The organism is Actinomadura livida (assembly GCF_014648675.1).
Lineage (GTDB): Bacteria > Actinomycetota > Actinomycetes > Streptosporangiales > Streptosporangiaceae > Spirillospora > Spirillospora livida.
In genome coordinates this window covers 1-25,570 of record NZ_BMRO01000022.1, presented here as the reverse complement: position 1 = coordinate 25,570, position 25,570 = coordinate 1, and the positions used below count along the sequence as shown (strand labels likewise).

Sequence of the window (25,570 nt, the reverse complement as noted above, 5' to 3'; positions counted from 1 at the left end):
GTTCCCGATCATCCGCGCGAGGGGGACCGGGCGGCGGTCAGGCGCCGATGAACTCCTGGGCGCGGCGGAACAGGCCGAGGGTGATCGAGTGGAGCAGGTCGCCCGTCTCCCGGGGGGCCTTGCCGGCGAACGCGCGGGCGTTCGTGCCCTCCAGGACGATGCCGAGCTTGAAGCAGGCGAGCACCGCGTACCAGGTGATCGACGACAGGTCGCGCCCGGCGACGGCGTCCGCGCGCTCGGCATAGGTGGTGACCAGGTCGTCCGCCGGCGGCAGGCCGCCCGCCGCGCCGAGCGGGCCGGCCAGCGCCGCGCTCTGGTCGGCGCGGTCGGGCCAGGTGGCGAGCAGCCAGCCGAGGTCGAGCAGGGGATCGCCGATCGTGCACATCTCCCAGTCGACGATCGCCGCGACCTCAGGGCCGTCGAACGAGTACATCAGGTTGGCCAGGTGGTAGTCGCCGTGCAGGATGCCCGGCCGCCATGTCGCCGGATGGTGCTCGCCCAGCCAGCGCGCGACGTCGTCAAGGCCGGGGATGTCGGGCCCCGGGTAACCGTCCAGCGCGCTGTAGGAGTCGAGCTCGGACAACCAGCGGCTTACCTGCCGCTCAAGGAAGCCCTCCGGTTTACCGAAATCGCGCAGTCCCACGGCCACGTGGTCGACCGCCCCGAGGGCCGCCAGCGCGCGTGCTGCGTTCAAGCCCATCTCGCGCTGGACGGTCTTGTCTCCGGCGTGCAGTTCGGGCAACGTCACCGAGGCGTTGAAGCCGTTCACCGGCGTCATCAGGTAGAAGACCGCCCCGCCCATGACGGTTTCGTCGGGGCAGGCGGCGATGAGGCGAGGCGCCGGGACGTCCGTGCCGTCCAGGGCGGCCAGCACGCGGGCCTCCCGGCGCAGGACGTCGTTCGTCCTCGCGCGCAGATGGCTCGGCCCGCGCCGCAGCACGTAATCGCGCCCGCCCCGGCGGAACCGGACCAGCGTGTTCTGCGTGCCCCCGGCCAGCGGCTCGACGTCCTCGAACGGACCGCCCGGCAGGCCCTGGCCCTCCATCCAGCCGGCCAGGACGGCGAAGTCGACGAGCGAGCGGTCGATCTGCTCTGGCTGCACGGGCGGATCCCTTCCCGGACACGGATCACCTGCCGACACGAGACCTCGGAGGGTAACAGTCATGCACTTGCATTATTCATTGAGGTAGGTGAATTATCGGGGGAAACGACACTGGAGGTTCGCCATGGCATGGGACTTCGAGACCGACCCCGCCTACCAGGAGCTGCTCGACTGGGCGGACGCCTTCGTCCGGGACGAGGTCGAGCCGCTCGACCTCGTCCTCGGCGACCCGTACGACAAGACCGACCCCCGCTACAAGGAACTGGTGCGTCCCCTCCAGGACCGCGTCCGCGAGAAGGGCCTGTGGGCCTGCCACCTCGGACCGGAACTCGGCGGCCAGGGCTACGGCCAGGTGAAGCTGGCGCTGCTCAACGAGATCCTGGGGCGCTCCCGCTGGGCGCCCTCCGTCTTCGGATGCCAGGCGCCCGACTCGGGCAACGCGGAGATCATCGCCCACTTCGGGACGCCCTCGCAGAAGGAGCGCTACCTGCGCCCCCTCCTCGACGGCGAGATCTCCTCGTCCTACTCGATGACCGAGCCGCACGGCGGCGCCGACCCGACCCTGTTCACCACGCGGGCGGTCCGCGACGGGGACGGCTGGGTCATCAACGGCGAGAAGTGGTTCTCCTCCAACGCCCGGCACGCCACGTTCCTGATCGTGATGGCGGTGACGAACCCCGACGTGTCCGCCTACGAGGGCATGTCGATGTTCATCGTCCCGGCCGACACGCCCGGCCTGATCACCGTCCGCAACGTGGGCGTGGGCGGCGAGCGCGAAGGCTCCCACGGCTACCTGCGCTACGAGAACGTCCGCGTCCCCGCCGAGAACCTCCTCGGCGACGAGGGCGGTGCGTTCGTCATCGCGCAGACCCGCCTCGGCGGAGGCCGCATCCACCATGCCATGCGCACGATCGCGCAGGTCCGCAAGGCGTTCGACATGATGCTGGAACGCGCGGTCTCCCGCCAGACGCGCTTCGGGGCGCTCGCCAAGATGCAGATGACCCGGGAGAAGATCGCCGACAGCTGGATCGAGATCGAGCAGTTCCGGCTGCTCGTCCTGCGCACCGCCTGGCTGATCGACAAGCACAAGGACTACAAGAAGGTCCGCAAGGACATCGCCGCGGTCAAGGCGGCGATGCCGAAGGTCTACCACGACGTCGTCCAGCGCGCGATGCACCTGCACGGCGCCCTCGGGGTGTCGAACGAGATGCCGTTCGCCGCCATGATGCTGGGGGCGCAGGCCATGGCGATCGCCGACGGCCCCACCGAGGTCCACAAGATCACTCTCGCGCGGCAGCTGCTGCGCGACGTCGAGCCCGTCGAGGGCCTGTGGCCGTCCGGCCACCTGCCCACCCGCCGGGAGGCGGCCCGCGAGCGCTTCGCCGACGCGCTGGAGCACGCGATCGGCAATGAGTGACACCCGCGAACGCCTGCTGGACGCCGCCGAGAGGCTCTACGCCGCGCGCGGCGTGGACGCGGTGAGCCTCCGGGAGATCCTCCAGGAGGCCGGTGCCCGCAACGCGACGGCCGTCCAGTACCACTTCGGGGACCGCGCCGGGATCGTCCGCGCGATCCTGGCGCGGCACGCCCCCGAGGTGGAGGCCCGGCGGCACGCCCTGCTCGACGCCTACGAGGACGGCGAGCAGGGCGTGCGGCCGCTGGCCGGCGCGCTCGTCCGCCCGCTGGCGGCCCGCCTCGCCGACGAGTCGGGACGTGCCTACCTCCAGGTATGGGCGGACGTCGTCAACCGCCCCGCCCCGCTCGTCCCCGTCGCCGTCCTCGACGACCCCGAGGACAGCCTGTGCCGCTGGCGCACCCTCGTGGAACCCCTGCTGGAGGAGGACGCGGCCCGCCTGCACCGCCGCTTCACCGCCATCCTGTACGCCTCGATCGAGCTCGCCCGCCGGGCCCGCTCAGGCCCCCGCACCGACGACCGCCTGTTCACCAGCTACCTGATCGACGTCGTCACCGCGATCCTCGGCGCCCCCGTCTCACCCGAGACCCGGCGGCTCGCCGCCGAACGCGACGCCGCCCGCCGGTGAGGTCGCGGGCGAGGTGACATTCGTCCAAGACACCCCGGTCCTCGCCTCCCAGACTGGGCATGCCCGTCACGACAAGGGAGGACGACATGACCAGTGAGATCCGCCGGACCTTCTACCCCATCGTCAACTGCGCCGACACGGCCAAGTCGATGGAATGGCTGGAGAGGGCCTTCGGGTTCGAGCCGCGCGAGGTCCACCGGGACGACGCGGGCAACATCGTGCACGCCGAAATGACCTTCGACACCGGCATCCTCATGCTCGGCAACGGCGAACCCGGCAAGACGGCCCTCTACGTCGCCGTCGACGACCCCGACGCCCACCACGACCGCGCCAAGGCCGCCGGCGCCGAGATCACCGCCGAGCTGTCCGACAAGGAGTACGGCTCCCGCGACTACGCGGCCCGTGACCTGGACGGCAACCAGTGGTATTTCGGCACCTACCGCCCTTGACCGCCCGCCCGGCGGACCGCCCGGACGAACCGCCCGGTCATCGGCCCGGGACGGAGGAGAGGCGTGCGGCGGGCGCCGGCCGGCCCCGCCGCCCTACGGCCGTACGCCCGCCGCCCACCTCCTGTGCGCCGAAAAACCAACAGCCGGGCGGCCCGCGGTTTGGCACACGATCACACGATCCACGCCAATCCGAAATATGCGCATAGACCCCTATTGTCGCAGTTCTCGATTTTCGCGACCATGGCACGGTTGATCATCTTCTCCGGAGGGAGTTCGTCATGGCCGCGGAAATCCGCCTCACCCGAAGAGGGCTGCTCGGAGGCACCGGCGCGGTGCTGGGAGGCGCGCTGCTCGGCCCGGTGGCCGGTGCGCCGCCCGCCGCCTCGGCGCAGGCCGCGCCCCTCGTGTACACCAGGTCCGAATGGCAGGCGCGGCCGCCCACGTCGGCGGCGACGGTGCTCGACCGGGCTCCCGACCACATCGTCGTGCACCACACCGCCACGCCCAATTCCACCGATTATTCGCTGGCGCACGCCTTCGCCCTGTCCCGATCGATCCAGAACTACCACATGGACAGCAACGGCTGGGCGGACACCGGCCAGCAGCTCACCATCAGCCGCGGCGGCCACCTGATGGAGGGGCGCAACCGCAGCCTCGCGGCCATCAACGCCGGCGACCACGTGGTCGGCGCGCAGACCGGCGGCCACAACAGCCACACGATCGGCATCGAGAACGAGGGCAACTACATGGCCGTGGCGCCGACCGGCTCGCTCTGGGGCGCGCTCGTCGCGACCTGCGCGTGGCTGTGCGACGTGTACGGCCTCGACCCGCACGCGGCGATCGTCGGGCACCGCGACTACAACGCCACCGCCTGCCCCGGCGACGTCCTCTACGCGCGGCTGCCGCAACTGCGCAACGAGGTCGCCGGCAGCCTCGGCGGGCGGCTCGTGAAGCAGAGTGCCCCCGCCGTGCCCAGCGGCCTGCCCGGACCGCGCCACGTCTTCGACCACGGACCGGCCGTGGCCCCCGGCGAGCGCGTGCGCTGACCCGGTCCGCCTCGGCGCCGGGCCGCGCCCGCTCCGGGGATCCGGGCCCGGCTCAGCCGAGGCCCTCGAACAGGTCTTCCTCCCTGTCGGGTGCCTCGACTCGCGAGTAGTGGCGGACGAACGCCTCGGCCGAGAACATGGCCCGCTGCATCTCCTCCGGCAGCCGCAGGATGAAGATGTTCTCCCCCTGGCTGGCGTGCGCCTGCAGGGCCTTCCGCTTCGCGTCCGCGTGCGCGGACACGTCGACCACGGAGGTGATCAGCTCGTCGGGGGTGCCGAAGTCCGCGGGCGGGTCGAAGCCGATCTCGACGCCCGCCGCCCGGACGGTCTCGACCATCTGCCTGATTGCCGAGCGGGGGATGGCCGTGTAGTAGAGCTTGTCCGGCACCCCGGTCTTCTCGGCGGCGGCCAGCGCGATGCGGTGCGCCTGGATGTGGTCGGGGTGCCCGTACCCGCCGTTCTCGTCGTAGGTGACGACGACCTGCGGGCGGTACCGCTCCATCAGCTCGGCGAGCCGTCCGGCGGACTCGTCCAGGGGGATGTTCGCGAACGCCTCGGGGTCGTCGTTGGCCGACCAGCCGTCCATGCCGGAGTCGCGGTAGCCGAGCAGTTCCAGGTGGGTGATGCCGAGCAGCCCGGCCGACTCGCGCAGTTCGGCGAGGCGCCGCTCGGCGACCTCGGCGGCGTCGTGACCGGGCTCGCCGGGCTTCACGCCGCCCGAGTCGTCGCCCTGCTCCCCGTTGGTGCAGGTCACCAGGACGGTCCGGATGCCCTCCGCGGCGCACCGGGCGAGCAGGCCGCCGGTTCCCAGCACCTCGTCGTCGGGGTGGGCGTGGACCGCCATCAGCGTGCGTTCGTGCGTCATCCGGGCTCCTCGTCGTTCGGCCGTCCACTCTACGAGCACCCGGTGACACCGATCTCTTCCCCGGCACGGCCGGGACGTCCCTGCACGGGCGCGCCGGCATGCCGTACGGTCCGTGTATGGGGTCGCCTCTGGTTCTTCTGGACGTCGACGGGGTTCTCAATCCATTCGAAAGGCCCCACCGGGGCTACAAGCGCCACCACTGCTCGCCGAACGGCATGCCGTTCAAGCTGTGGCTCAATCCCGGCCACGGCCGGTCCCTGCTCGAGCTGACCGAGTCGTCCGGGGCGGAGCTGGCCTGGGCGAGTTACTGGTGCGACAACGCCAACACATGGATCGCGCCGAGGATCGGCCTGCCGGAACTGCCCTTCGTCCCGATCCCGCACTTCCCCGGGATCGAGGAGGGGCGGACGCTCGGCGCGTGGAAGGCCCGCCACGTCGCCGCCTGGACGGAGGGGCGGCCGTTCGTCTGGTTCGAGGACGAACCGGACGCCACCGAATGCATCGCGGGGGAGCCGGACGTCGCCGAGCACCTCCTCGTGGAGATCGACCCGATGACCGGCCTGACCGACGAGCACCTCGCGGCCGCCGCGACCTGGCTGCGCGCCCTCGCCCGGTGAGACGCGACCGGCGGGAGCCGGGCACGCGAGCCCGGACCCCGGCCGGCAGATCGGTCAGCAGGTGAGGAAACTGCTGAACGCCGCCTTCTCGGCCGAATCGATCGTGAGGCCGTAGCGGTACTTCCAGTGCGGAGGTTTCATTCGTCCAAGACGGCCCCGGGGACGGCTCCGTAGCGTCGGGGAGAAGGAAGGGAGCCGATGATGTCGAGATCACCACTACTGGACCTGGTCTTCGGATACATGCCGGCGCAGATGCTGCACGCGGCCGTGGAGATCGGGGTGGCCGACGCCCTGGCGGACGGGCCGAAGACGAGCGCGGAGCTCGCGGACGAGACCGGGACCCACGCGCCGTCCCTGTACCGGCTGCTCCGCGGCCTGACCGGCCTGGACGTCGTGGAGCAGAAGGAGCGCGACCTGTTCGCGCTGACCGCCGAGGGGCAGCGGCTCCGCGCCGATGCCCCCGACTCGATCCGCGCGCTGGTCAGGCTGTTCTGCGGCCCGGACGTGTGGCGGACGTGGGGCGACATGACCGAGACGCTGCGCACGGGGGAGTACGCCTGGGAACGCGTGACCGGCAGGACCCCGTTCGAGTTCTTCGAGTCCGACCGGGAGCTGTCGGCGACGTTCAACGAGGCGATGGCCGAGCACACCCGCTCGGTCGCCCCGGGGATCATCGAGGCCCACGACTTCGCCCGCTACGGCACGGTCGCCGACCTCGGCGGCGGCGACGGCACGCTGCTCGCCGCGATCCTGCGCGCCAACCCGGGGACCCGCGGCATGCTCGTCGACCTGCCGTCCGGCCTGGAAGCCGCGCCGGGCGTGCTGGCGGACGTCGCCGACCGCGCGGAGATCGTCCCGTGCGACTTCCTCGAGTCCGTCCCGGAGGGCGCGGACGCGTACGTCCTCAAGAGCGTCCTCCACGACTGGAACGACGAGAAGGCGGCCGAGATCCTGCGGAACTGCCGCGCGGCGATGCGCCCCGGCGGGCGCGTGCTCGTGCTGGAGCAGGTGATGCCGGAGATGGTCACGCCGGAGGCGACGGGCGTCGTCCGCAACGACCTGAACATGCTCGTCGCGACCGGCGGGCGTGAGCGCACCGAGGCCGAGTTCCGGGAACTGCTGGAGGGCGCCGGGTTCACCGCGGTCACGCCGGCCGGGCCGCTGCCGCCGGCCGGCTACCACGTCATCGAGGCGCGGCCGGCGTGATCCCGGGCCTCCTTTGTCAGGCCCCGCTTACCGCGGGCGGCGGTGAACGTGCAGGATGGGGACCGTCGCACCCCCTGACGAAGCCGCACCCCTGACGAAGGAGCGCCCATGTCCTCTCTCGCCGGACGCACCGCACTGGTCACCGGAGGCGGCCGCGGAATCGGCCGGGCGATCGCCCTGGCGCTGGCCGCCGACGGTGCCGCGGTCGCCGTCGCCTACCGGCGCGACGAGGAGGCCGCGCGCAAGACCGTCGCCGACATCGAGGCCGCGGGCGTGCGCGGCCACGCGTTCCGCGCCTCGGTCGACGACCTGGACGAGTGCCGCGCCCTGGCCGCCCAGGTCGAGGCGGAGCTCGGCGCCCTCGACATCCTCGTGCACAGCGCCGGGATCGCCAGCCGCGGGCACGGCGTCGCCGACACCGACCCCGCAGAACTGGAGCGGCTCCTGCGGGTGCACGCCTTCGGCCCGCACCACCTCAGCCAGGCGCTGCTGCCGCTGATGCGCCGCGCCGAGCGCAGCGACATGGTCTTCGTCTCCAGCGTGATCACCGACACGAAGCCGCCGTTCACCGCCCCCTACACGATGGGGAAGGCCGCGATGGAGGCGCTCGCGGAGGTCCTCGCCAAGGAGGAGCGCGGCAACGGCATGCACGTCAACGTCGTCGCGCCCGGCGTGGTCGACACCGACATGGGGCGGCGGCTGGTCCGCGCCACCACGGGCATCGAGGACATCCGGCAGGCGGACGCCTCGTCACCCTTCGGGCACGTGTGCTCGCCGGAGGAGGTCGCCGCCGTGGTCCGCTTCCTCGTCTCGGACGGCGCGTCCTACCTCACCGCGCAGCGCGTCGTGATCGACGGCGGGACGTTCTGACGCAGGGGGTCACTCGCGCGTCCAGTCCGGCTGGACGAAGTCGGCGACCCTGGCGTGCCGGCCGAGCAGCACCACCTCGCGGAACTGCCACAGCAGCGCGCCGGTGGGGGCGTGGACGCGCCACTGCGGTGCCAGCCACATCTGCAGGAGGCGCCCCCCGTCCGGCTGCGGGACCCACCTGGGCGTGTCGTCCGCGGCGAGCTTGCGCAGGGTCGCGTGGTGGACGGAGTGGACCTCGTCGGGGCTCGGCGTCAGCGGGCCGGGGTCGTCCAGTACCACCACGACCGGTGTGATCGAGAAGCCGGACGTGGCGGGGAAGTCGTCGAGCCTCCCGACGATGTCGCCCGGCCCCGCCCGCACGCCGATCTCCTCGTGCAGCTCCCGCAGCGCCGCCTCCTCGGGCGTCTCGCCGTCCTCCAGCCGGCCGCCGGGCAGCCCCCACTGGCCCGCGTTCCGGCCCCGGTACGCGCGCTTGATCACGATCACCGCGGGGGCGCCGTCGTGCTCCACCGCGCAGAGGACGACCCCGGCACGGCGCAGTCCGGGCTTGTCCGGGACGGTTTCGTGCTCGAACGAGCCCAGCCGTTCGGCGGCGACCCCGCGGAACGCGGTGAGATCATCGAGCGGATCGAGGGGGACGGTCATGCGTCGATGGTGCCAGGCCCCGCCCCGTGCTCCGACCCCGCACCCCGCTCCGGGCCCGCCCCGCGCTCCGGGCCCGCCTCCCGCGCGTAGCGCGCCGGCGAGGTCCCGATGGCCGCGGTGAAGTCGCGGGTGAAGTGCGCCTGGTCGGCGTAGCCCAACTCGGCCGCAAGCCGCGCCCAGTCCACGTCCGAGCCGGACGCGGCCCGCTCGTGGGCCTCGGCCATCCGGAACCGCCGGATGACCCACTTCGGCCCGACGCCCACGTACTCGTGGAACAGGCGCTGCAGGCCGCGCGGGCTGAGGCCCGCGTCCGCCGCCAGCTCGTCCACCCGCAGCAGGCCGGGCCGCGCCGCGATCCGCTCGACGATCGCGGCCGCCCGCTCGGCGGACGGGTCGCGCGCCGGCCGCAGCCCGGTGAGGAACCCGGTCAGCGTCGCGAGGCCCTCATCGGGCCCGGGGGCCGCGAAGATCTCCCCGGCGAGGGCCAGGCCCTCCTGCGCGAACACCTCGTCCACCCCCGCGAAGCGGCCGGTAAAGGCGGAGACCGGCACGCCGGCAGGCAGGAAGGGATGGAACCCGCCGGGGCGGAAACCCACGCCCACGACGTAGCCCTCGTCCGGGAGATCCTCCACGAACTCGTCGCGCACCACGCCCGCGATCCGCGCCCGCGTCGCCCCGCTGGTCAGGTAGCTGGTGAAGGTCATGTGGACGGACGGCAGCGTGAGCAGCCGCTGGCGGTGCGGAGCCCGCCCCCGCAGGTCCCAGCACAGCACCCAGAAGCGGTCGACGAACGGGGCGAGCCCGGGCGGCGGCGCGGACCGCTCGACCCGGAAGCGCTCCAGCCCCGTCCGCGGGTGCAGGATGCCCCGCGCTCCACCGGGTAGGGATCGGTCCACGCGATCAGGCTAGCGCTGTCGCGTTTCTTCAATACCCGGCCGCGGGCAGTCCCTAGCGTGGACACGTGTTCGAACGGATGAGCGAAGGAGACGACATGGACGTCCGGAGCCAGATGCCTCCCGCCGCGGAGGCCGCGGCGCGGATCGTCCTGCGCGTCCCGGAGGCGAAGCTGGACGCGCCGACCCCCTGCCCGGGCTGGGACGTGCGCGCGCTGATCAACCACCTGATCCTGTGGAGCGCGCGAGGCGAGGCCGCCGCGCACCGGCTGCCGATCACCGGGCCGGGGGAGGACCACGACTTCACCGCCGAGCCCGGCTGGGCGGGGCGGTACGCCGAGCAGGTCCGCAAGACCGCCGAGGCGTGGCAGGACCCGGCCGCGTGGGAGGGCAACGCGAGCCTCAGCGGCGGGGAGGGGATGCCGGCCCAGTTCGTCGGCGGGATCCTCTTCGGCGAATGCGTCACCCACGGCTGGGATCTCGCCGTCGCCACGGGGATCGAGCCCGTCTTCCCGCCCGAGGTCCTGCGGGTGGAGTGGGAGCGCCTCGTCCCGACGGTGGAGATGGGACGCGAGTACGGCGCGTTCGGCGCAGAGGTCCCCGTGCCCGAGGACGCGCCGCTCCTCGACCGGATCGTCGGGCTGTCCGGCCGCGACCCGCACTGGACGCCCTGACGCCCGGGGGACCGGATGGGGCGGGCGCGCGGGTCCCGGCGCGAACGGGGGCCCGCGCGCTCTACCCTTGGAGCATGTCTTCGACCTCATCGTTGCGCGTCCGCTTCGCCCCGTCCCCGACCGGCATGTTCCATGTCGGCGGCGCCCGATCGGCGCTGTTCAACTGGGTGATGGCCGCGCAGTCGGGCGGGACGCTCGTGCTGCGGATCGAGGACACCGACGCGTCCCGCAACAGCCCCGAATGGACCGAGGGCATCATCCGCGCCCTCGCCTGGCTCGGGATGGACGGCGAGCAGTACGAGGGCCCCTACTTCCAGTCGGCCAACACCGAGCGGCACGCCGAGGCGGCCGAGACGCTGAAGGGCCAGGGCCGCGCCTACTACTGCGACTGCACCCGCGAGGCCGTGATCGCCCGCACCGGCGACCAGCACAAGGGCTACGACGGGTTCTGCCGCGACCGCGGCCTGGACGCCGGGCCGGGCCGCGCCCTGCGCTTCCGCACCCCCGACGAGGGCCAGACCACCGTCGTGGACCTGCTGCGCGGCAAGCCCGTCTTCGAGAACGCCGTCCTGGAGGACTTCGTCATCGCCCGCGCCGACGGCTCGGTGACGTTCCTGCTGGCCAACGCCGTCGACGACATGAGCCAGGGCATCACGCACGTCGTGCGCGGCGAGGAGCACCTGTCCAACGCGCCCAAGCAGCAACTGCTGTGGGAGGCGCTCGGCGCGGAGCCGCCCGTGTGGGCGCACGTCCCCGTGATCGTGAACGAGAAGCGGCAGAAGCTGTCCAAGCGGCGCGACAAGGTCGCCCTGGAGGACTACCGGGCCGAGGGCTACCTGCCCGAGGCCATGCGCAACTACCTGATGCTGCTCGGCTGGGCCCCGTCCGGCGACCGCGAGATCGTCCCCTGGGACGTGATCGTCGACGAGTTCCGCATCGAGGACGTCAACACCTCGCCGGCGTTCTTCGACGAGAAGAAGCTCCGCTCGTTCAACGGCGAGTACCTCCGCGCCTTGCCGGTGGAGAAGTTCATCGCCGAGTGCCTGCCGTTCCTGCAGGACGCGCCGTTCGACGTGGACGTCGCGGTGTTCGCCGAGCTGGCGCCGCTGGCGCAGACCCGGGTGGCGGTCCTGTCGGAGATCGTCCAGATGATCGACTTCGCGTTCCTGGACGAGCCGCCCGCCGACGAGCAGTCCTGGAACAAGGCCATGAAGGAGCCCGCCGCCGCGATCCTCGCCGCCGCCGAGGCCGCCTACCGGGACGCGCCGTGGAACGCCGCCGAGCTCAAGGACCGGCTGGAGCGCGTCGGCGCCGAGCACGGCCTCAAGCTCGGCAAGACCCAGGCGCCCGTCCGGGTCGCCGTCACCGGCCGCACCGTCGGCCTGCCGCTGTTCGAGTCCCTGGAGATCCTCGGCCGCGACCGCACCCTCACCCGGATCGCCGCCGCCAGGGCACGCCTCGAAGCGTCGTCCTGACCCCCGGCCCGCGGGCCGGGCGGCGGTTCAGGAGCCGGGCTGCACCTCGCCCTCCAGGGCGAGGCGCAGGTCGGTGAGCCGGCGGCCGAGTTCGTCGACCTCGCCGCGCAGCGAGTCCGGGACGCGCTTCCCGACGACCTCGGCCTGCTCCTCCACCGCCGTGAGCCGCTCGGCGGCGCGCCGCGCCAGCGCCTGCCACGGCGCCTCGTCCCCGGGGCGCGCCCGCAGCAGCGTCGACTGCTCCCGCAGCAGGGCGGCCTGCTCGCGCAGCAGCGTCGTCTGGTCGCGGAGCTGCTTGTTCTTGTTGTGCAGCTCCACGAACACCGACACCTTGGCGCGCAGCACCCACGGGTCGAACGGCTTGGAGATGAAGTCGACCGCGCCCGCCGCGTAGCCGCGGAAGGCGTAGTCGGGATCGCTGTTCACCGCCGTGAGGAAGATGATCGGCAGGTCGCGGGTCTTCTTGCGGCGCTTGATGTCCCGGGCGGTCTCGAACCCGTCCATCCCGGGCATGACGACGTCGAGCAGGATGACCGCGTACTCGTCGGTGAGCAGCGCCTTGAGCGCCTCCTCGCCGGAGCGCGCCCGGACCAGGTCCTGGTCCAGCGAGCTCAGGATGGCCTCCAGCGCGATCAGATTCTCCTCGCGGTCGTCCACGAGCAGGATCTTCGCCTTGTCGTCCACGCGCGTCTCTCCGATTCCGGTCCCCGCGATCGCCGCGCCGCGTCAGCGCCCACGGCGACCTTACTGAACACTTTTCATCCCGCGGGGCACGCGCCGGGTGACGGCCTCGCCCGGCGGGCCGGATGAAGCATGTTCACCGCCCCAGGCCCTTCCTCTCCTCAGTGGACGATGGAGGGTTGCAGCCAGTTCCGCATGACGTCAAGGAGATGGTCGACGTCCACGGGCTTGGGCACATAGTCCGAAGCGCCCGACTCCAGGGTCTTCTCCCGGTCGCCCTTCATCACCTTCGCTGTGATCACGATAATGGGCAGCTCGGCGAACTGCGGCATCTCCCGGATCGCGGCCGTGGTGGCGTAGCCGTCCAGCCCCGGCATCATGACGTCCATCAGCACGATCGCCACGTCCGGGTTGCGGTGCAGGACGTCGATGCCGGCCTGCCCGTCCTCGGCGTAGAGGACGTCCATCCCGTAGCCCTCCAGGACGCTGGTGAGGGCGAACACGTTCCGGACGTCGTCGTCGACGATCAGCACCTTGCGGCCGGACAGGACGGTGTCGAGGTAGTCCGCGGGCGGCCCCTCCAGCAGCCCCGACACCGGGGGGCTCCCCTCACCGGCCCGTTCCCCGCCGGGCGGGTGCTGCTCGCCCGGCCGCCCGTTCTCCCCGGCCGGGCCGTGCCCGGCACCGGAGTGCGCAGCCGGCAGCGCGGCGTCCGCGGGCCGGTCGCCCGGCACCAGGCCCGGCGCGTCCTCCGCCGCGCCGGCCGCGCCGCTCGCCGGCGCCGAGCGGCGCCGCCCGTCGCGCTCGCTGTACCGGGCCGGCAGGTACAGCGTGAACACGCTGCCGCGGCCCGGCTGGCTCTCGGCGTGGATCTCCCCGCCCAGCAGCCGCGCGATGTTGCGGCTGATCGACAGCCCGAGACCGGTGCCGCCGTAGCGGCGGCTCGTCGTCCCGTCCGCCTGCTGGAACGGCTCGAAGATCTCCTGGAGCTTGTCGGTGCTCACCCCGATGCCCGTGTCGATCACCCGGAACGCGATGACGTCCGGGGTGTTCCACAGCGCGGGCAGCGTGAAGTCGATGTCGCCGGCCCGCTCGATCAGCAGCCGCACCTCGCCCTCGGCGGTGAACTTCACCGCGTTGGACAGCAGGTTCCGGAGCACCTGCTGCAGCCGCTGCTCGTCGGTGTTCAGCGTGGTCGGGACGTCCGGCGCGACCTCCACGCCGAACTGCAGGCCCTTGTCGACCGACAGCGGCCGGAACGTCGCGTCCACGTAGTCGACCAGCGCCGACACCGTCAGCTGCTGCGGGTTCGCCTCCATCTTCCCCGCCTCGACCTTGGCCAGGTCGAGTATGTCGTTGATCAGCTCCAGCAGGTCGGTGCCCGAGTCGTGGATCGTCTGCGCGAACTCCACCTGCTTGCCGGTGAGGTTGCCGTCCTGGTTCTCCGACAGCAGCTTGGCCAGCACGAGCAGGCTGTTCAGCGGCGTGCGCAGCTCGTGCGACATGTTCGCCAGGAACTCCGACTTGTACCGCGAGGAGATCGCCAGCTGCTCGGCGCGCTCCTCCAGCGTCCGCCTGGCCTGCTCGATCTGGAAGTTCTGGATCTCGATCGCGCGGTTCTGCTGGGCCAGCAGGGCCGCCTTCTCCTCCAGCTCGGTGTTGGAGTGCCGCAGCTCGCCCTGCTGGCGCTGCAGCTCGTCCGAGCGCTCCTGCAGCTCCTGCGCGAGCCGCTGCGACTCGCTGAGCAGCGCCTCGGTGCGGGTGTTGGCGCTGATCGCGTTCAGCGTGACCCCGATCGTCTCGATCAGCTGGCTGAAGAACGCCAGGTGGACGTCGGTGAACCGGCCGAACGACGCCAGCTCGATCGCGCCGAGCACGGTGTCCTCGAACACGATCGGCAGCACGATGATGTTGACCGGGGACGCCTCGCCCAGCCCCGAGCCGATCTTGACGTACTCGGCCGGGGCGTCGGCGATCAGCAGCGGCCGGCGCTCCTGCGCCGCCTGCCCGACCAGGCCCTCGCCCAGCGAGAACCGGACGTTGCCGACCCGCCCGCGCCGCGTCCCGTAGCCGGCGATCATCACCAGCTCGGTCTCGTCGCCGATGTTCTCCGCGAGGTAGAACGCGCCGTACTGGGCGCTCGCCGTCGGCGTGAGCTCCCGCATGATCAGCTCGGCGACCTGCATGAGGTCGCGGTGGCCCTGCATGAGCCCGCCGATCCGCGCCAGGTTGGTCTTGAGCCAGTCCTGCTCCTCGTTGGCGCGGGTCGTCTCGCGCAGTGTCGCGACCATCAGGTTGACGTTGTCGCTCAGCTCCGCGACCTCGCCGCGCGCCTCCACGGTGATCGTCCGCGTCAGGTCGCCGGTGGCGACCGCGCTGGCGACCTCGCCGATCGCGCGGACCTGGGTGGTCAGGTTGCCGGCCAGCTCGTTGACGCTCTCGGTCAGCCGCTTCCAGGTGCCCGACACGCCCTCGACCTCGGCCTGCCCGCCGAGGCGCCCCTCGCTGCCGACCTCGCGGGCGACCCGGGTCACCTCGGACGCGAACGACGACAGCGTGTCCACCATCGTGTTCAGCGTGGTCTTCAGCTCCAGGATCTCGCCCTGCGCGTCGACGTCGATGCGCCGCGTCAGGTCGCCGTGCGCGACCGCCGTCGCCACCTGCGCGATGTTGCGGACCTGGTAGGTCAGGTTCGACGCCATGCCGTTGACGTTGTCGGTCAGGTCCTTCCACATGCCGCCCGCGCCGGGCACGCGGGCCTGGCCGCCGAGGCGCCCCTCGGTGCCGACCTCGCGGGCCACGCGGCTGACCTCGTCCGCGAAGGCCGACAGCGTGTCGACCATGGTGTTCAGGGTGTCCTTCAGCTGCAGGATCTCGCCCTGCGCGTCGACCTCGATCTTGCGGGTCAGGTCGCCCTGCGCGACGGCCGTGGTGACCTGCGCGATCCCGCGGACCTGCGTGGTGAGGTTGTTCGCCATCGAGTTGACGTTGTCGGTCAGGTCCTTCCAGACCCCGCTGACCCCGGGCACGCGGGCCTGGCCGCCGAGCCGGCCCTCGGTGCCGACCTCGCGGGCGACCCGGGTCACCTCGGACGCGAACGACGACAGCGTGTCCACCATCGCATTCACGGTGTCCTTGAGCTGGAGGATCTCGCCCTGGGCGTCGACCGTGATCTTCTTGCCGAGGTCGCCCTCGGCGACGGCGGTGGTGACCTGCGCGATGTTGCGCACCTGGTAGGTCAGGTTGGACGCCATGCCGTTGACGTTGTTGGTCAGGTCCTTCCACACGCCGCTCACACCCGGCACGTTCGCCTGGCCGCCGAGGCGCCCCTCGGTGCCGACCTCGCGGGCGACGCGCGTGACCTCGTCCGCGAAGGCCGACAGCGTGTCGACCATGGTGTTGACGGTGTCCTTGAGCTGGAGGATCTCGCCTTGGGCGTCGACCGTGATCTTCTTGCCGAGGTCGCCTTCGGCGACGGCGGTGGTGACCTGCGCGATGTTGCGGACCTGGTAGGTCAGGTTGTTCGCCATCGCGTTGACGTTGTCGGTGAGGTTCTTCCAGACGCCGCTGACCCCGGGCACGTTCGCCTGGCCGCCCAGCTGGCCCTCGGTGCCGACCTCGCGGGCGACGCGCGTGACCTCGTCGGCGAACGCCGACAGCTGGTCGACCATCGTGTTCACGGTGAGCTTCAGCTCCTGCAGCTCACCGGTCGCCTCGACCGTGACCTTCCTGGTCAGGTCGCCCTCGGCGACGGCGGTGGTGACCTCCGCGATGTCGCGGACCTGGGAGGTCAGCCGCGCCGCCATCACGTTCACCGAGGCCGTCACGTCGCGCCACCGGCCCGTCATCCCGCGCGCCGGGGCCTGCCCGCCGAGACGTCCCTCCGTGCCCACCTCGCGGGCGAACTGGGTGACCTCCCAGGTGAACTGGTCGAGCAGCTCCACCATGCCGTTGACCGACTTGGCCATGCGCAGCAGCTCCCCGCGCATGGGCCTGCCGCGCACCCGCAGCTCGACCCGCTGGCTCAGGTCGCCCGCGGCCACCGCCTCCACCACCTGGCTCATCCCCGTGGCCAGGTCGGTCAGCTTGTCGATGATCGCGTTCGCGTCCTCCACGGCGACCGCCCACGTGCCCCGCAGGGCCCCCGGCGTCAGCCGCCCCCGCAGATGGCCCTCGCGGCCGATCTCCCGGCGGACGCGATGCAGCCCCGCCGCCAGCTCGTGGCCGTTCTGCCGGATCTCCTCCAGGATCGCCGCGGCCTCCGCCACGGCACCCTCGCCCGGGACGTTCAGCTCGGACCTCGCCTTGCCGTCCCGGACGGCGATGAGCGCCCGGAGAAGCGGTTCGAGGTCGGCGTCGCTGTAGCGGGGGGCGGTGTCGCGGTACCCGCCGCCGGGGCGGGCGCGAGACGCGGTACGCGGCATGTCTTCATCCTCCTGGCCCGCGACTGTGGGGTATCCGGATACCGGCTAGCCAGATGGCAGGCGCCCTTGCACAGGGCCCCTCCTGGCCGCACCCTGTACTCTACGTCGCCGTACGGAGCTGGGATGCCCTCCACGCCACGGAGGTGAACAGAAGGCAATGACCGTGCATCTTGGCTTGTAGTCTTCGTGTTACGGTCTGTCGTGTCGCATCGAGGCCGCACCCCGAGGCCGGACCCCCAGGCCGGACCTACGGCCTCACCTCCGGCACACGGGCCTCGTGGCCGGGCGGCCCACCGGTCTGTCACGATGGCCGGGCCCGGTAGTGACTCATCGAACGAGGGACGGCAGTTGGATCGGCAGACGGCGTCGGCCACCTTCCCGTCCGCCGCCCCGGCGGTGGCGGACGCGCGCCGGTTCGTCCGGAAGGTGCTGGCCGACTGGGGCATGGACGAGGTCGCGGACGACGCCGTCCTCGCCACCAGCGAGCTCGCCACCAACGCGATCGCCTACGCCGGCACGTCCTTCGAGGTCTCCTGCCGGCTGGAGGCCGGGGAGATCAAGATCGAGGTCCGCGACCGCCACCCCACCCGCGGCATCGACATGCCGGGAGTCACGGCGACCAGCGGGCGCGGCCTGCCCTCGATCGCCCGGCTCGCGGCGTCCTGGGGCGTCTCCTACGACCGCCGCACCAAAGGCGTCTGGTTCCGGCTTCCCCGGCCCGGCGCCGCGGACGCGGCCGTACCGGCGTCCCCGGCCGCGGAGGGCACCGGGGCCGCGCCGTCCGGCAAGCCCTCCCGCGACCGCAAGGCCGGGCGCGGGCGCACCGTCCGCGACGGCATGGGCGAGGCGGGCCGCGAGAGCGCCGACGCCGGCCACGCCCGGGACAAGCGGATCGGTGACGGCGTGGGCGACCTCCCCGCCGCCGGCGACCGGCTGCTCCGCTCGCCCACGGCCGTGGAGTCCATGGAGGACGGCGTCGCCGGCGTCCGGGAGGTCCTCGGCGCCGAGGGCGCGGCCGTGCTGCTGACCGAGCGCGACGGCCGCCTGATCATGGGGGCGTCCGCCGGGACCGCCACAGACGTGTCCCTCGGCGAGCTGTCGGTGGCCGGACTCGGCCCCGCCGCCCGCGCCGGCTCCGCCTGGGTGGCCAGCGACGCCTCCGATCCGACCGCCGCGGCCCTGCAGGCCCGGTCGCTGGCCGCGGCGCCGCTGGAGTCCCAGGGACGCCTCACCGGGCTCCTGGTGGCCGTCTCGTCCGTCTCCGGCCGGTTCGCCGAGGCCGACGGCGTCCGGCTCGGCCGGCTCGCCGACGAGATGTCGCTCTCCCTGGAGAAGGCCAGGGTGGGGGAGTTGGAACGGTCCTGGCGGGGCTGGCTCAGCTTCGTCGCCGAGGCCAGCGACCTCCTTGCCGGGACCCTCGACCAGGAGCGCACGATGGCGCTGGTCGCCCAGCTCGTCGTCCCGCGCCTGGCCACCTGGTGCGCCGTCTACACCGTCGGCGAGTCCGAACCCGACCGGCTCGCCTATGTGTGGCACGCCGACGAGACCCGCGCCGACGGGCTCCGCGAGCTGCTCGAGCACGCGGGCGCCGCCCCGCCGATGGACGTCCCCGGGCCCTGGAACGGGCTCGCCACCGCCCCGCGGGAGATCCGGGCCGCCGTCGGCGACACCGCCGCCGACCAGGTCTACGCGTTTCCGCTGATCGCCCGCGGCCGGCGCATCGGCACCATCGTCATCGGCCGCCCGGCCGGCGACCGCTTCCCGCGCAGCGCGATCGAGCTGGCCGAGGAGCTCAGCCGCCGCGCCGCCCTCGCCGTCGACAACGCGCGGCTGTTCTCCGCGCAGACCGCCATGAGCAGCGCCCTGCAGCGCAGCCTCCTGCCGCCCGGCATCCCTGAGATCCCCGGCCTGGAGGTCGCGGTCGTCTACGAGCCCGCGGGCGAGGGCAGCGAGGTCGGCGGCGACTTCTACGACGTCTTCGAGAGCGGGCGGCGCCCCGGCGGCGCCGCGACCGCCTGGCGGTTCGCCATCGGCGACGTGTGCGGCACCGGCCCCGAGGCCGCCGCCGTCACCGGCCTCGCCCGGCACGCGCTGCGCATCCTCGCCGCCGAGGACATGTCCGTCCCCGCCGTGCTGAACCGCCTCAACCGGCTCATCCTCGGCGAGGGCGAGCGCGGGCGGCTGCTCACCCTCCTGCACGGCGAGATCGCGGCGCGGCGCCGCAGCGACGGCGTGACGATCAGGCTGACGAGCGCGGGACACCCGCCGCCGCTGCTGCTCGCCCCCGACGGCAAGGTGCGCGAGGCGGCCTCGCCGCAGCCGCTGCTCGGCGTGTTCGACGGCGTGGACTTCCACACCGACACGGTCCAGCTGCGCCGCGGAGAGGTCCTGCTCTGCGTCACCGACGGCGTCACCGAGCGGCGCTCCGGCGGCCGGCTCCTCGGCGACGGCCACGGACTAGAGAATCTGCTCGCCGACTGCGCGGGGCTGAGCGCGGGAGCGGTCGCCGCGCGGATCCAGCGCGCCGTACGCGACTTCGGCCCGGAGCCGTCGAACGACGACATTGCCCTCATCGTTCTGCGGGCGTCATGATGGAGACCAACAATCGGTAAGGTGGGGTGGCGTGGGGCTTGCCTTGCACACGACACGACAGGAAGGCCGCGCGACGATCGCCGCGCGCGGCTCCATCGACCTGCACTCCTCCGATGAGCTGCGGTCCCGGTTGACCGAGCTCGTGGACGCGGGCGAGCGCGCGGTCGTCGTCGACCTCGCTGCCGTCGACTTCTGCGACTCCTCCGGTCTCAACGTTCTCGTCCGGGCGTACAAGCACGCCCGCGCGCAGAACGCCACGCTCACCGTGACCGGCGCCTACGGCCGGGTGGAGAACGTGCTGAAGACGACCGGCCTCGACCGTTTCCTCATCGAGGACACGGCGGAGGAGGCTCCGGCGGATGGGCGGTGAGGAGAGACGATGAAGAACCGCGAGCCGGCGGAGTGACCGATCCGATGACGGAGACCACACTGCGCGCGGCGCCGCAGACCGAGGCCGTCGAGTACGCTCGGCGCCTCGCCGCGCGCACCATGCGCACCTGGGCGCTGATGGACCGCGAGGAACTCGTCACGGCCATCGTCGCCGAGCTGGTCGCCAACGCGGTCCGGCACGCGGGGACGGCGCTGGAGCTGCGGCTGCTGCGCGACGACGGCCGCGTCCGCGTCGAGGTCCGCGACCGGGCCGCCCAGCTGCCGCGGCTGACCGTGCCGGGGCCGCTGGACGAGTCGCACCGCGGCCTGTTCATCGTCGACCGCTTCGCGAACTCCTGGGGCGCCGACCCCGTGACCGGCGGAAAGGTCGTCTGGGCCGAGGTGGACATCTGACACGTCCCCGCAGAACATCCTGAACACGTATCGACATAGAGCGCGCCGCCGACCAGCCGGTCGGCGGCGCGCTGCGTGTCGCGGGAGCGCCGCGGCGAAGCGGCCGCTCAGGCGGACTTGCGGTACAGCTCGGCGACCATGAAGGCCAGGTCCAGCGACTGGCCGCGGTTGAGCCGCGGGTCGCACGCCGTCTCGTACCGCTGGTGCAGATCGGCCTCCGCGAGCCCGTGCGCACCGCCCACGCATTCGGTGACGTCGTCGCCGGTGAACTCGATGTGGATGCCGCCCGGGTGCGTTCCCAGCGCCTGGTGGACCTCGAAGAACCCGGCCACCTCGTCCAGCACGTCGTCCAGCCGGCGGGTCTTGTGCCCGCTCGGCGCCTCAAAGGTGTTGCCGTGCATGGGGTCGCAGATCCACGCGACGGGCGCGCCGCTCTGGTGCACCTTCTCGATCAGCGGCGGCAGCGCGTCCCGGATCCGGCCCGCGCCCATCCGCGTGATGAAGGTCAGCCGGCCCGCCTCGCCCTCCGGGTTGAGGCGCTCGATCAGCGCCAGGGCGTCGTCCGGGGACGTGGTGGGGCCGAGCTTCACCCCGATGGGGTTGTGGATGTGCCGGAGGAACTCCACGTGCGCGCCGTCCAGCTGGCGGGTGCGCTCCCCGATCCACAGGAAGTGCGCCGACACGTCGTAGGGCAGGCCGCTGAGGTGGTCGATGCGGGTCAGGGCGCGCTCGTACTCCAGCAGCAGCGCCTCGTGGCTGGAGTAGAACTCCACCCCGTGGAACTCGTCCGGGTTCGCCCCGCACGCCTTCATGAACGTCAGCGCCCGGTCGATCTCGCCCGCGAGCTGCTCGTAGCGGCGGCCCGCCGGGCTCCGCGCGACGAAGTCCCGGTTCCAGGCGTGCACCTGCCGGAGGTCGGCGTACCCGCCCCTGGTGAACGCCCGGCACAGGTTCAGCGTCACCGCCGAGCAGTGGTACGCCTTCAGCAGCCGCCTCGGGTCGTTGCGGCGGGACGCGGCGTCGAAGGCGAAGCCGTTGACCGCGTCGCCCCGGTACGCGGGCAGCTCCACGCCGCCGCGCACCTCGACGGGCTTCGAGCGGGGCTTGGCGAACTGGCCCGCCATCCGCCCGATCTTCACGACCGGCACGCTGGCGGCGTAGGTGAGCACGACCGCCATCTGCAGCAGAGTCTTCAGCTTGTTCTTCACCGCGTCCGCGTTCGACCCATCGAACGTCTCGGCGCAGTCGCCGCCCTGCAGGACGAACGCCTTGCCGGCCGCGACGTCCGCGAGCTGGGCCTTCAGCTGGTCGCACTCGCCGGCGAAGACGAGTGGAGGCTGCGCGGCGAGTTCGGAGGTGACCGCCCGGACCTCGTCCGGGTCGTCCCAGTCGGGCTGCTGGAGGGCGGGGAACGAGCGCCAGGCGTCGAGCTCCCCGGTGGCGGAGTTAGTCACACGAAAAGGCTATGGCACCCCGGTCCGCCAGGATGACGCACCGTTGCGCAAACACGAAAGGGCGGCCCCGGTGGCGGGGCCGCCCTTTCGTCGATCACGGAGCGCAGGGGCTGCGGGCCGGTCTCAGGCGGCGCGGCTCCCGGCGGTCGCGCGTACCGGCTCCCGTCCGGTACCCGGCCCGCCCGGCAGCGTCCGGCGCCCGCTCAGCTCGGTCTCCCCGGCCATCTGCCGCAGCCGCCGCAGCGACCGGTCGGTGATCTGCCGCACCCGGTTGTGGCTCAGGCCGTACCGGGCGCCGATCTGCGCGTATGACAGCGGCTGGCCGCTCTCCATGCCGAACCGCGCCCGCACGATCGCGGACTCCCGCTCCGGCAACCGGTCCAGCAGCCGCGCCAGGCCCTCGATGTCGTCCAGCGCGAGGATCTCGGCCTCCGGCGTCACGGCGTCCGGGTCCTCCAGCAGGTCGCCCATCGGCGTCTCGCCCGCGTCGTCGACGGTCGCGTCCAGGCTCGCCGGGTCGCGCCGCCAGCGCAGCAGCTCGTCCACATGCTCGGCCTCGGCGCCCAGCGTGTCGGCGAGCTCCTCGCGGGTCGGCTCCCGGCCGAGCTCACGGCCGAGCTGGCGCTCCGCGCGGCGCAGCCGCGAAAGCTCCTCCTCGACGTGGACGGGCAGCCGGATCGTGCGGGCGGTGTGGCTCAGCCCGCGGCCGATCGCCTGCCTGATCCACCACGTCGCATATGTGGAGAACTTGAAGCCGCGGCGGTAGTCGAACTTCTCCACCGCCCGCATCAGGCCCAGGTTCCCCTCCTGAATGAGGTCGATGAGGGGCAACGAGTCGGTCGGGTACTTGCGGGCGATCGAAACCACGAGGCGCAGATTGGCCTCGACGAAGCGCTGCTTAGCGTGCAGCCCCGCCGCGGCCAGCTCCTCCAGCTCCTCGCGGGTCGCGCCCTCTGGCGCCTTCCCCTGCGCGAGCAGCTGTTCGGCGTACAGGCCCCCTTCGATCGCCTTCGCCAGATCGACCTCCTCCTGCGCGTCGAGCAGGGGAGTACGGCCGATCCGGTCGAGATACGCTCCGACCAGATCCTTGTCGGTAGCGTCGACCCTGTCGCCCTTGGTACGGGTTGCAGCCATCCTGACCCTTCTCCGGTGCGATCTCCCTAGGGGGACAACGCTAATTACCGCTCTGTGATTCCCGGGTGGGGAATACTGCGAGGCTGTCAGCCGCTCTACGACCTGATACCCGTACTGAGGAGAAACCGACATGGCGACGGTCACATTGACCGCTGAGAACTTCGACGAGGTCGCTCAAGGCGACGGGATCGTCATGGTCGACTTCTGGGCGGACTGGTGCGGCCCGTGCAAGAGGTTCGCGCCCGTGTACGAGAGGTCGGCGGGCAAGCACGACGACATCGTCTTCGCCAAGGTCGACACCGACGCCGAGCCGGAGTTGGCCCAGCGGTTCGGGATCAGGTCCATCCCGACGCTCATGGCGATCCGCGACGGCATGATCGTCTTCGCCGAGCCGGGCGCCGTGCCCGAGTCGGTGCTGGAGAACGTGATCGAGCAGGTACGCGGCCTCGACATGGAGGACGTCCGCCGCCGCGCGGAGGCCTGAGCGGCCGGCGCGTACTTACGCCGTTCACAGGATGACGCCGTCGTCGTCCAGGTGGCGGGCCCGGGTCGCGAGGACGAAGCGGCGGTGGCGCGTCGGCAAAGAAGCGGACGGGTGCCGCCCGCCGCGCGCGTCCCATGGCCGATGATGGAGTAATGCTCGCCGATGTCGTCCACCGCCTGGTGTGCCCCGTGTGCGGATCGGACCTCGACCTGGTCGACCGCGGACTTCGCTGCCCCGCCGGGCATGCCTTCGACATCGCGCGACAGGGATACGCGAACCTGCTGCCGGGCAACGCCCGTCCGGGCACGGCCGACACCCCCGAAATGGTGCGCGCACGAGACGACTTCCTCCGCGCCGGCCACTTCGCAGGACTCGCGGACCGTCTCGCTTGGGACGTCTCACGTGCCGGCCCGTCCTTCGTCCTCGACGCCGGAGCGGGCACGGGGTATTACCTCAGCCGGATCCTCGACCGATCGCCGGACGTGACCGGGCTCGCCCTGGACATCTCCAAGCACGCGGCGCGCAGGGCGGCCAAGGCCCATCCGCGCGCCGGAGCGGTCGTCGCGGACCTGTGGCGCCCGCTCCCGCTGCGCGACGGGGCCGCGGACACCGTCGTGAACGTCTTCGCGCCCCGCAACGCCGCCGAGTTCCACCGAGTGCTCCGCGACGACGGGCTGCTGTTCACCGTGACGCCGTCGCCCCGGCACCTCGGCCCGCTCGTGGAGGCGCTCGGCCTCCTCACCATCGACGAACGCAAGACCGAACGCACCGACGCCGCGCTGGCCGGCTACTTCAAGCTGGACTCACGCCGGGAGATCGACACCCAGGCCGACCTGTCCCACGAAGAGGTCACCACTCTTGTGGGCATGGGGCCCAGCGCGCATCACGTGGCGACGGATCTGCTCGCTGAGCGGCTAGCGCGCGTCCCCGACCCGCTGCCAGTTCCCCTGTCCTTCGTGCTGTCGGGCTACCGGCGGCTTGAGTAGCCGCCTGGCGTCCGCGTGCTGCGTGAGCTCGATGAGGACCTGTGGCACTTCGCCCGGGCGCGTCATGGCCTCCACGCCAGGAACGGGGGCACCGACCCTGAACGAAGCCGAAACCGCTCGCACCGTGGCACTCAGCAGGAGACGCTGCAGGGCCTGCCCTGCACGGATCAACTCGCCGGGGGAGTGGCCAAAGGAGGTCAGCACTGCCCGCTGGGCGGTCGCGTCCCGAGCGTCGGGCAGCGGATGAAGCGCAGCGCCCTCCAGTCTCACCGCTTCGCCCAACTCGTTCACGAGGGGAGCGGGCGGCCGGACGCCGACCGCCGGACGCTCCGCGGTGAACGGCTTGAGCGTGGCGGCGTAAAGGAGGCGTTCCTCACGGGTGATCCGGTGATGTCCCGCGAGCCGCACCGACGCGAGAACCGATGGACGCCCGGCATCCGGCAGGAGCCGCACAACGGCCTCGTGGCCGAGCTGGGCGGCCGCCAGCCGCAGGTTGACGAGCGCCGCCCCGCTGCTCAGGTACAGGCTGCGCCCTGCGGGATCGCCCTTCGGCCGGAGCCTCTCCGGATCGGCATGCACCTCGATAAGCCCGGGCACGACCTTGAACCGCCACGCGTGCACGTCATGGACCGTGGGCCCCATCGTCGCGGCGACCACCAGACGTTCCGCCGAAGCGCGGATGGCGACGGACACACTCACGAGGCGTTCCTCCTGACCTCGGCCGGTCGTCCTGTCGGGGACGCATCCCCGGCCAGTACGCCGGACTCCGCGGGACGTGCGGTCTGCGCACGGTACCCCACTGTGACCCGACCCACGTAGTACGTGAACGTCGAGGTCAGCGAGACGGGTGGTGTGCTCGGGCGACAAGATGCGCCGGTGGACGTGTGTCGCGATTTGACGATGCCGACCGGGGACCTTAACGTCAGTGCTGCCCCAAGGGGATGCGGGACGCCAGCGAGCGGCCGGCCTCGGGGAACACTCAGACAGCGGAAACGGTCCGAGTTGCGCTCGGACTGATGTACGATGGCTGAACAGCCCGAGACGGGATGCTGGACACCGAGCGGTGGCCGGCCCGTAGGGCACCTCCTACGAAACGATCTTCTTCAGGTCTTCTGGCCTGTGGGTTGGTTGTCGCGTGGGAGATGGTG

Annotated in this window: 23 protein-coding genes; 14 read left to right on the top strand and 9 right to left on the bottom strand. The window is 72.1% G+C overall.

The genetic code is table 11. The annotated features are described in order from the left end of the window. Positions 1-37 precede the first annotated feature (37 nt). A complete protein-coding gene (locus tag IEZ03_RS34470; RefSeq protein WP_308428018.1) occupies positions 38-1,102 on the bottom strand; it encodes a phosphotransferase family protein in 1,065 nt (354 codons plus the stop codon). 124 nt (positions 1,103-1,226) lie between these two features. Here IEZ03_RS34470 and IEZ03_RS34465 point away from each other — a divergent pair, with 124 nt between their 5' ends. The 4 genes from IEZ03_RS34465 to IEZ03_RS34450 all read left to right on the top strand — a co-directional run bounded on the left by IEZ03_RS34465 (position 1,227) and on the right by IEZ03_RS34450 (position 4,639). Continuing rightward, entirely contained in the window at positions 1,227-2,519 is a 1,293-nt protein-coding gene (locus IEZ03_RS34465; RefSeq protein WP_184885260.1) for an acyl-CoA dehydrogenase family protein, read from the top strand. Further along, on the top strand, positions 2,512-3,144 hold the full coding sequence (locus IEZ03_RS34460) for a TetR/AcrR family transcriptional regulator (RefSeq protein WP_184885258.1): 633 nt from the start codon (positions 2,512-2,514) through the stop codon (positions 3,142-3,144). The genes IEZ03_RS34465 and IEZ03_RS34460 overlap by 8 nt, the downstream gene beginning before the upstream one ends. A gap of 86 nt (positions 3,145-3,230) precedes the next feature. Further along, complete coding sequence (locus tag IEZ03_RS34455) at positions 3,231-3,593, top strand: VOC family protein (protein WP_184885256.1); 363 nt, start codon at positions 3,231-3,233, stop codon at positions 3,591-3,593. A gap of 278 nt (positions 3,594-3,871) precedes the next feature. Beyond that, positions 3,872-4,639: a peptidoglycan recognition protein family protein gene (locus IEZ03_RS34450; protein ID WP_184885254.1), complete on the top strand. Its 768-nt coding sequence runs from the start codon at positions 3,872-3,874 to the stop codon at positions 4,637-4,639. A 52-nt stretch (positions 4,640-4,691) separates the two neighbouring features. Here the strand turns inward: IEZ03_RS34450 and IEZ03_RS34445 are convergent, their stop codons facing one another. Then, the gene (locus IEZ03_RS34445; RefSeq protein ID WP_184885252.1) at positions 4,692-5,504 is read right to left on the bottom strand and encodes a PIG-L family deacetylase; all 813 of its coding nucleotides are present in this window, start codon (positions 5,502-5,504) and stop codon (positions 4,692-4,694) included. A 116-nt stretch (positions 5,505-5,620) separates the two neighbouring features. Here IEZ03_RS34445 and IEZ03_RS34440 point away from each other — a divergent pair, with 116 nt between their 5' ends. From IEZ03_RS34440 to IEZ03_RS34430, 3 genes are all read left to right on the top strand, one after another. Then, the gene (locus IEZ03_RS34440) at positions 5,621-6,121 is read left to right on the top strand and encodes an HAD domain-containing protein (RefSeq protein WP_184885250.1); all 501 of its coding nucleotides are present in this window, start codon (positions 5,621-5,623) and stop codon (positions 6,119-6,121) included. Between the two features lie 201 nt (positions 6,122-6,322). Then, positions 6,323-7,327 (top strand): methyltransferase, encoded by a 1,005-nt coding sequence (locus IEZ03_RS34435; RefSeq protein WP_184885248.1) that lies wholly within the window; start codon positions 6,323-6,325, stop codon positions 7,325-7,327. Positions 7,328-7,435: 108 nt separating this feature from the next. Beyond that, on the top strand, positions 7,436-8,197 hold the full coding sequence (locus IEZ03_RS34430; protein ID WP_184885246.1) for an SDR family NAD(P)-dependent oxidoreductase: 762 nt from the start codon (positions 7,436-7,438) through the stop codon (positions 8,195-8,197). 9 nt (positions 8,198-8,206) lie between these two features. On the opposite strand, the gene IEZ03_RS34425 is transcribed toward IEZ03_RS34430, so the two are convergent. Together IEZ03_RS34425 and IEZ03_RS34420 are read right to left on the bottom strand one after the other, a co-directional pair. Then, positions 8,207-8,842: an NUDIX hydrolase gene (locus IEZ03_RS34425; protein WP_184885244.1), complete on the bottom strand. Its 636-nt coding sequence runs from the start codon at positions 8,840-8,842 to the stop codon at positions 8,207-8,209. Next, the gene (locus IEZ03_RS34420) at positions 8,839-9,738 is read right to left on the bottom strand and encodes a helix-turn-helix domain-containing protein (RefSeq protein ID WP_184885242.1); all 900 of its coding nucleotides are present in this window, start codon (positions 9,736-9,738) and stop codon (positions 8,839-8,841) included. Before IEZ03_RS34420 ends, IEZ03_RS34425 begins: the two co-directional genes overlap by 4 nt. Positions 9,739-9,803: 65 nt before the next feature. On the opposite strand from IEZ03_RS34420, the gene IEZ03_RS34415 reads away from it, so the two are divergent. Beyond that, a complete protein-coding gene (locus IEZ03_RS34415; RefSeq protein ID WP_229808759.1) occupies positions 9,804-10,409 on the top strand; it encodes a TIGR03086 family metal-binding protein in 606 nt (201 codons plus the stop codon). A gap of 74 nt (positions 10,410-10,483) precedes the next feature. Beyond that, positions 10,484-11,884 (top strand): glutamate--tRNA ligase, encoded by a 1,401-nt coding sequence (gene gltX, locus IEZ03_RS34410; protein WP_184885240.1) that lies wholly within the window; start codon positions 10,484-10,486, stop codon positions 11,882-11,884. A 27-nt stretch (positions 11,885-11,911) separates the two neighbouring features. Here the strand turns inward: gltX and IEZ03_RS34405 are convergent, their stop codons facing one another. Both IEZ03_RS34405 and IEZ03_RS34400 read right to left on the bottom strand, forming a co-directional pair. Further along, positions 11,912-12,568 carry a response regulator gene (locus IEZ03_RS34405; protein ID WP_184885238.1) on the bottom strand — a complete coding sequence of 219 codons (657 nt, stop codon included), beginning with the start codon at positions 12,566-12,568 and terminating at the stop codon, positions 11,912-11,914. 158 nt (positions 12,569-12,726) lie between these two features. Then, positions 12,727-16,989 carry a hybrid sensor histidine kinase/response regulator gene (locus IEZ03_RS34400; RefSeq protein ID WP_184885236.1) on the bottom strand — a complete coding sequence of 1,421 codons (4,263 nt, stop codon included), beginning with the start codon at positions 16,987-16,989 and terminating at the stop codon, positions 12,727-12,729. Positions 16,990-17,337: 348 nt separating this feature from the next. On the opposite strand from IEZ03_RS34400, the gene IEZ03_RS34395 reads away from it, so the two are divergent. Genes IEZ03_RS34395 through IEZ03_RS34385 form a run of 3 tightly spaced genes read left to right on the top strand, consistent with a single transcriptional unit; the run spans position 17,338 to position 20,364 of the window. Next, complete coding sequence (locus IEZ03_RS34395) at positions 17,338-19,581, top strand: SpoIIE family protein phosphatase (protein ID WP_229808758.1); 2,244 nt, start codon at positions 17,338-17,340, stop codon at positions 19,579-19,581. Between the two features lie 43 nt (positions 19,582-19,624). Further along, complete coding sequence (locus tag IEZ03_RS34390; protein WP_229808757.1) at positions 19,625-19,951, top strand: STAS domain-containing protein; 327 nt, start codon at positions 19,625-19,627, stop codon at positions 19,949-19,951. Between the two features lie 44 nt (positions 19,952-19,995). Then, positions 19,996-20,364, top strand: coding sequence for an ATP-binding protein (locus tag IEZ03_RS34385; RefSeq protein ID WP_221480752.1), 369 nt, complete (start codon positions 19,996-19,998; stop codon positions 20,362-20,364). Positions 20,365-20,471: 107 nt separating this feature from the next. Here the strand turns inward: IEZ03_RS34385 and IEZ03_RS34380 are convergent, their stop codons facing one another. Further along, positions 20,472-21,818 (bottom strand): class II 3-deoxy-7-phosphoheptulonate synthase, encoded by a 1,347-nt coding sequence (locus tag IEZ03_RS34380; protein ID WP_184885232.1) that lies wholly within the window; start codon positions 21,816-21,818, stop codon positions 20,472-20,474. Positions 21,819-21,941: 123 nt separating this feature from the next. After that, positions 21,942-22,952 (bottom strand): sigma-70 family RNA polymerase sigma factor, encoded by a 1,011-nt coding sequence (locus IEZ03_RS34375; RefSeq protein WP_229808756.1) that lies wholly within the window; start codon positions 22,950-22,952, stop codon positions 21,942-21,944. A gap of 130 nt (positions 22,953-23,082) precedes the next feature. Here IEZ03_RS34375 and trxA point away from each other — a divergent pair, with 130 nt between their 5' ends. Beyond that, the gene (trxA, locus tag IEZ03_RS34370) at positions 23,083-23,436 is read left to right on the top strand and encodes a thioredoxin (protein WP_184885230.1); all 354 of its coding nucleotides are present in this window, start codon (positions 23,083-23,085) and stop codon (positions 23,434-23,436) included. A 152-nt stretch (positions 23,437-23,588) separates the two neighbouring features. After that, entirely contained in the window at positions 23,589-24,422 is an 834-nt protein-coding gene (locus IEZ03_RS34365) for a putative RNA methyltransferase (protein WP_184885228.1), read from the top strand. On the opposite strand, the gene IEZ03_RS34360 is transcribed toward IEZ03_RS34365, so the two are convergent. Then, the gene (locus IEZ03_RS34360) at positions 24,351-25,121 is read right to left on the bottom strand and encodes a nitroreductase family protein (protein ID WP_229808755.1); all 771 of its coding nucleotides are present in this window, start codon (positions 25,119-25,121) and stop codon (positions 24,351-24,353) included. The genes IEZ03_RS34365 and IEZ03_RS34360 overlap by 72 nt on opposite strands. Positions 25,122-25,570 lie beyond the last annotated feature (449 nt).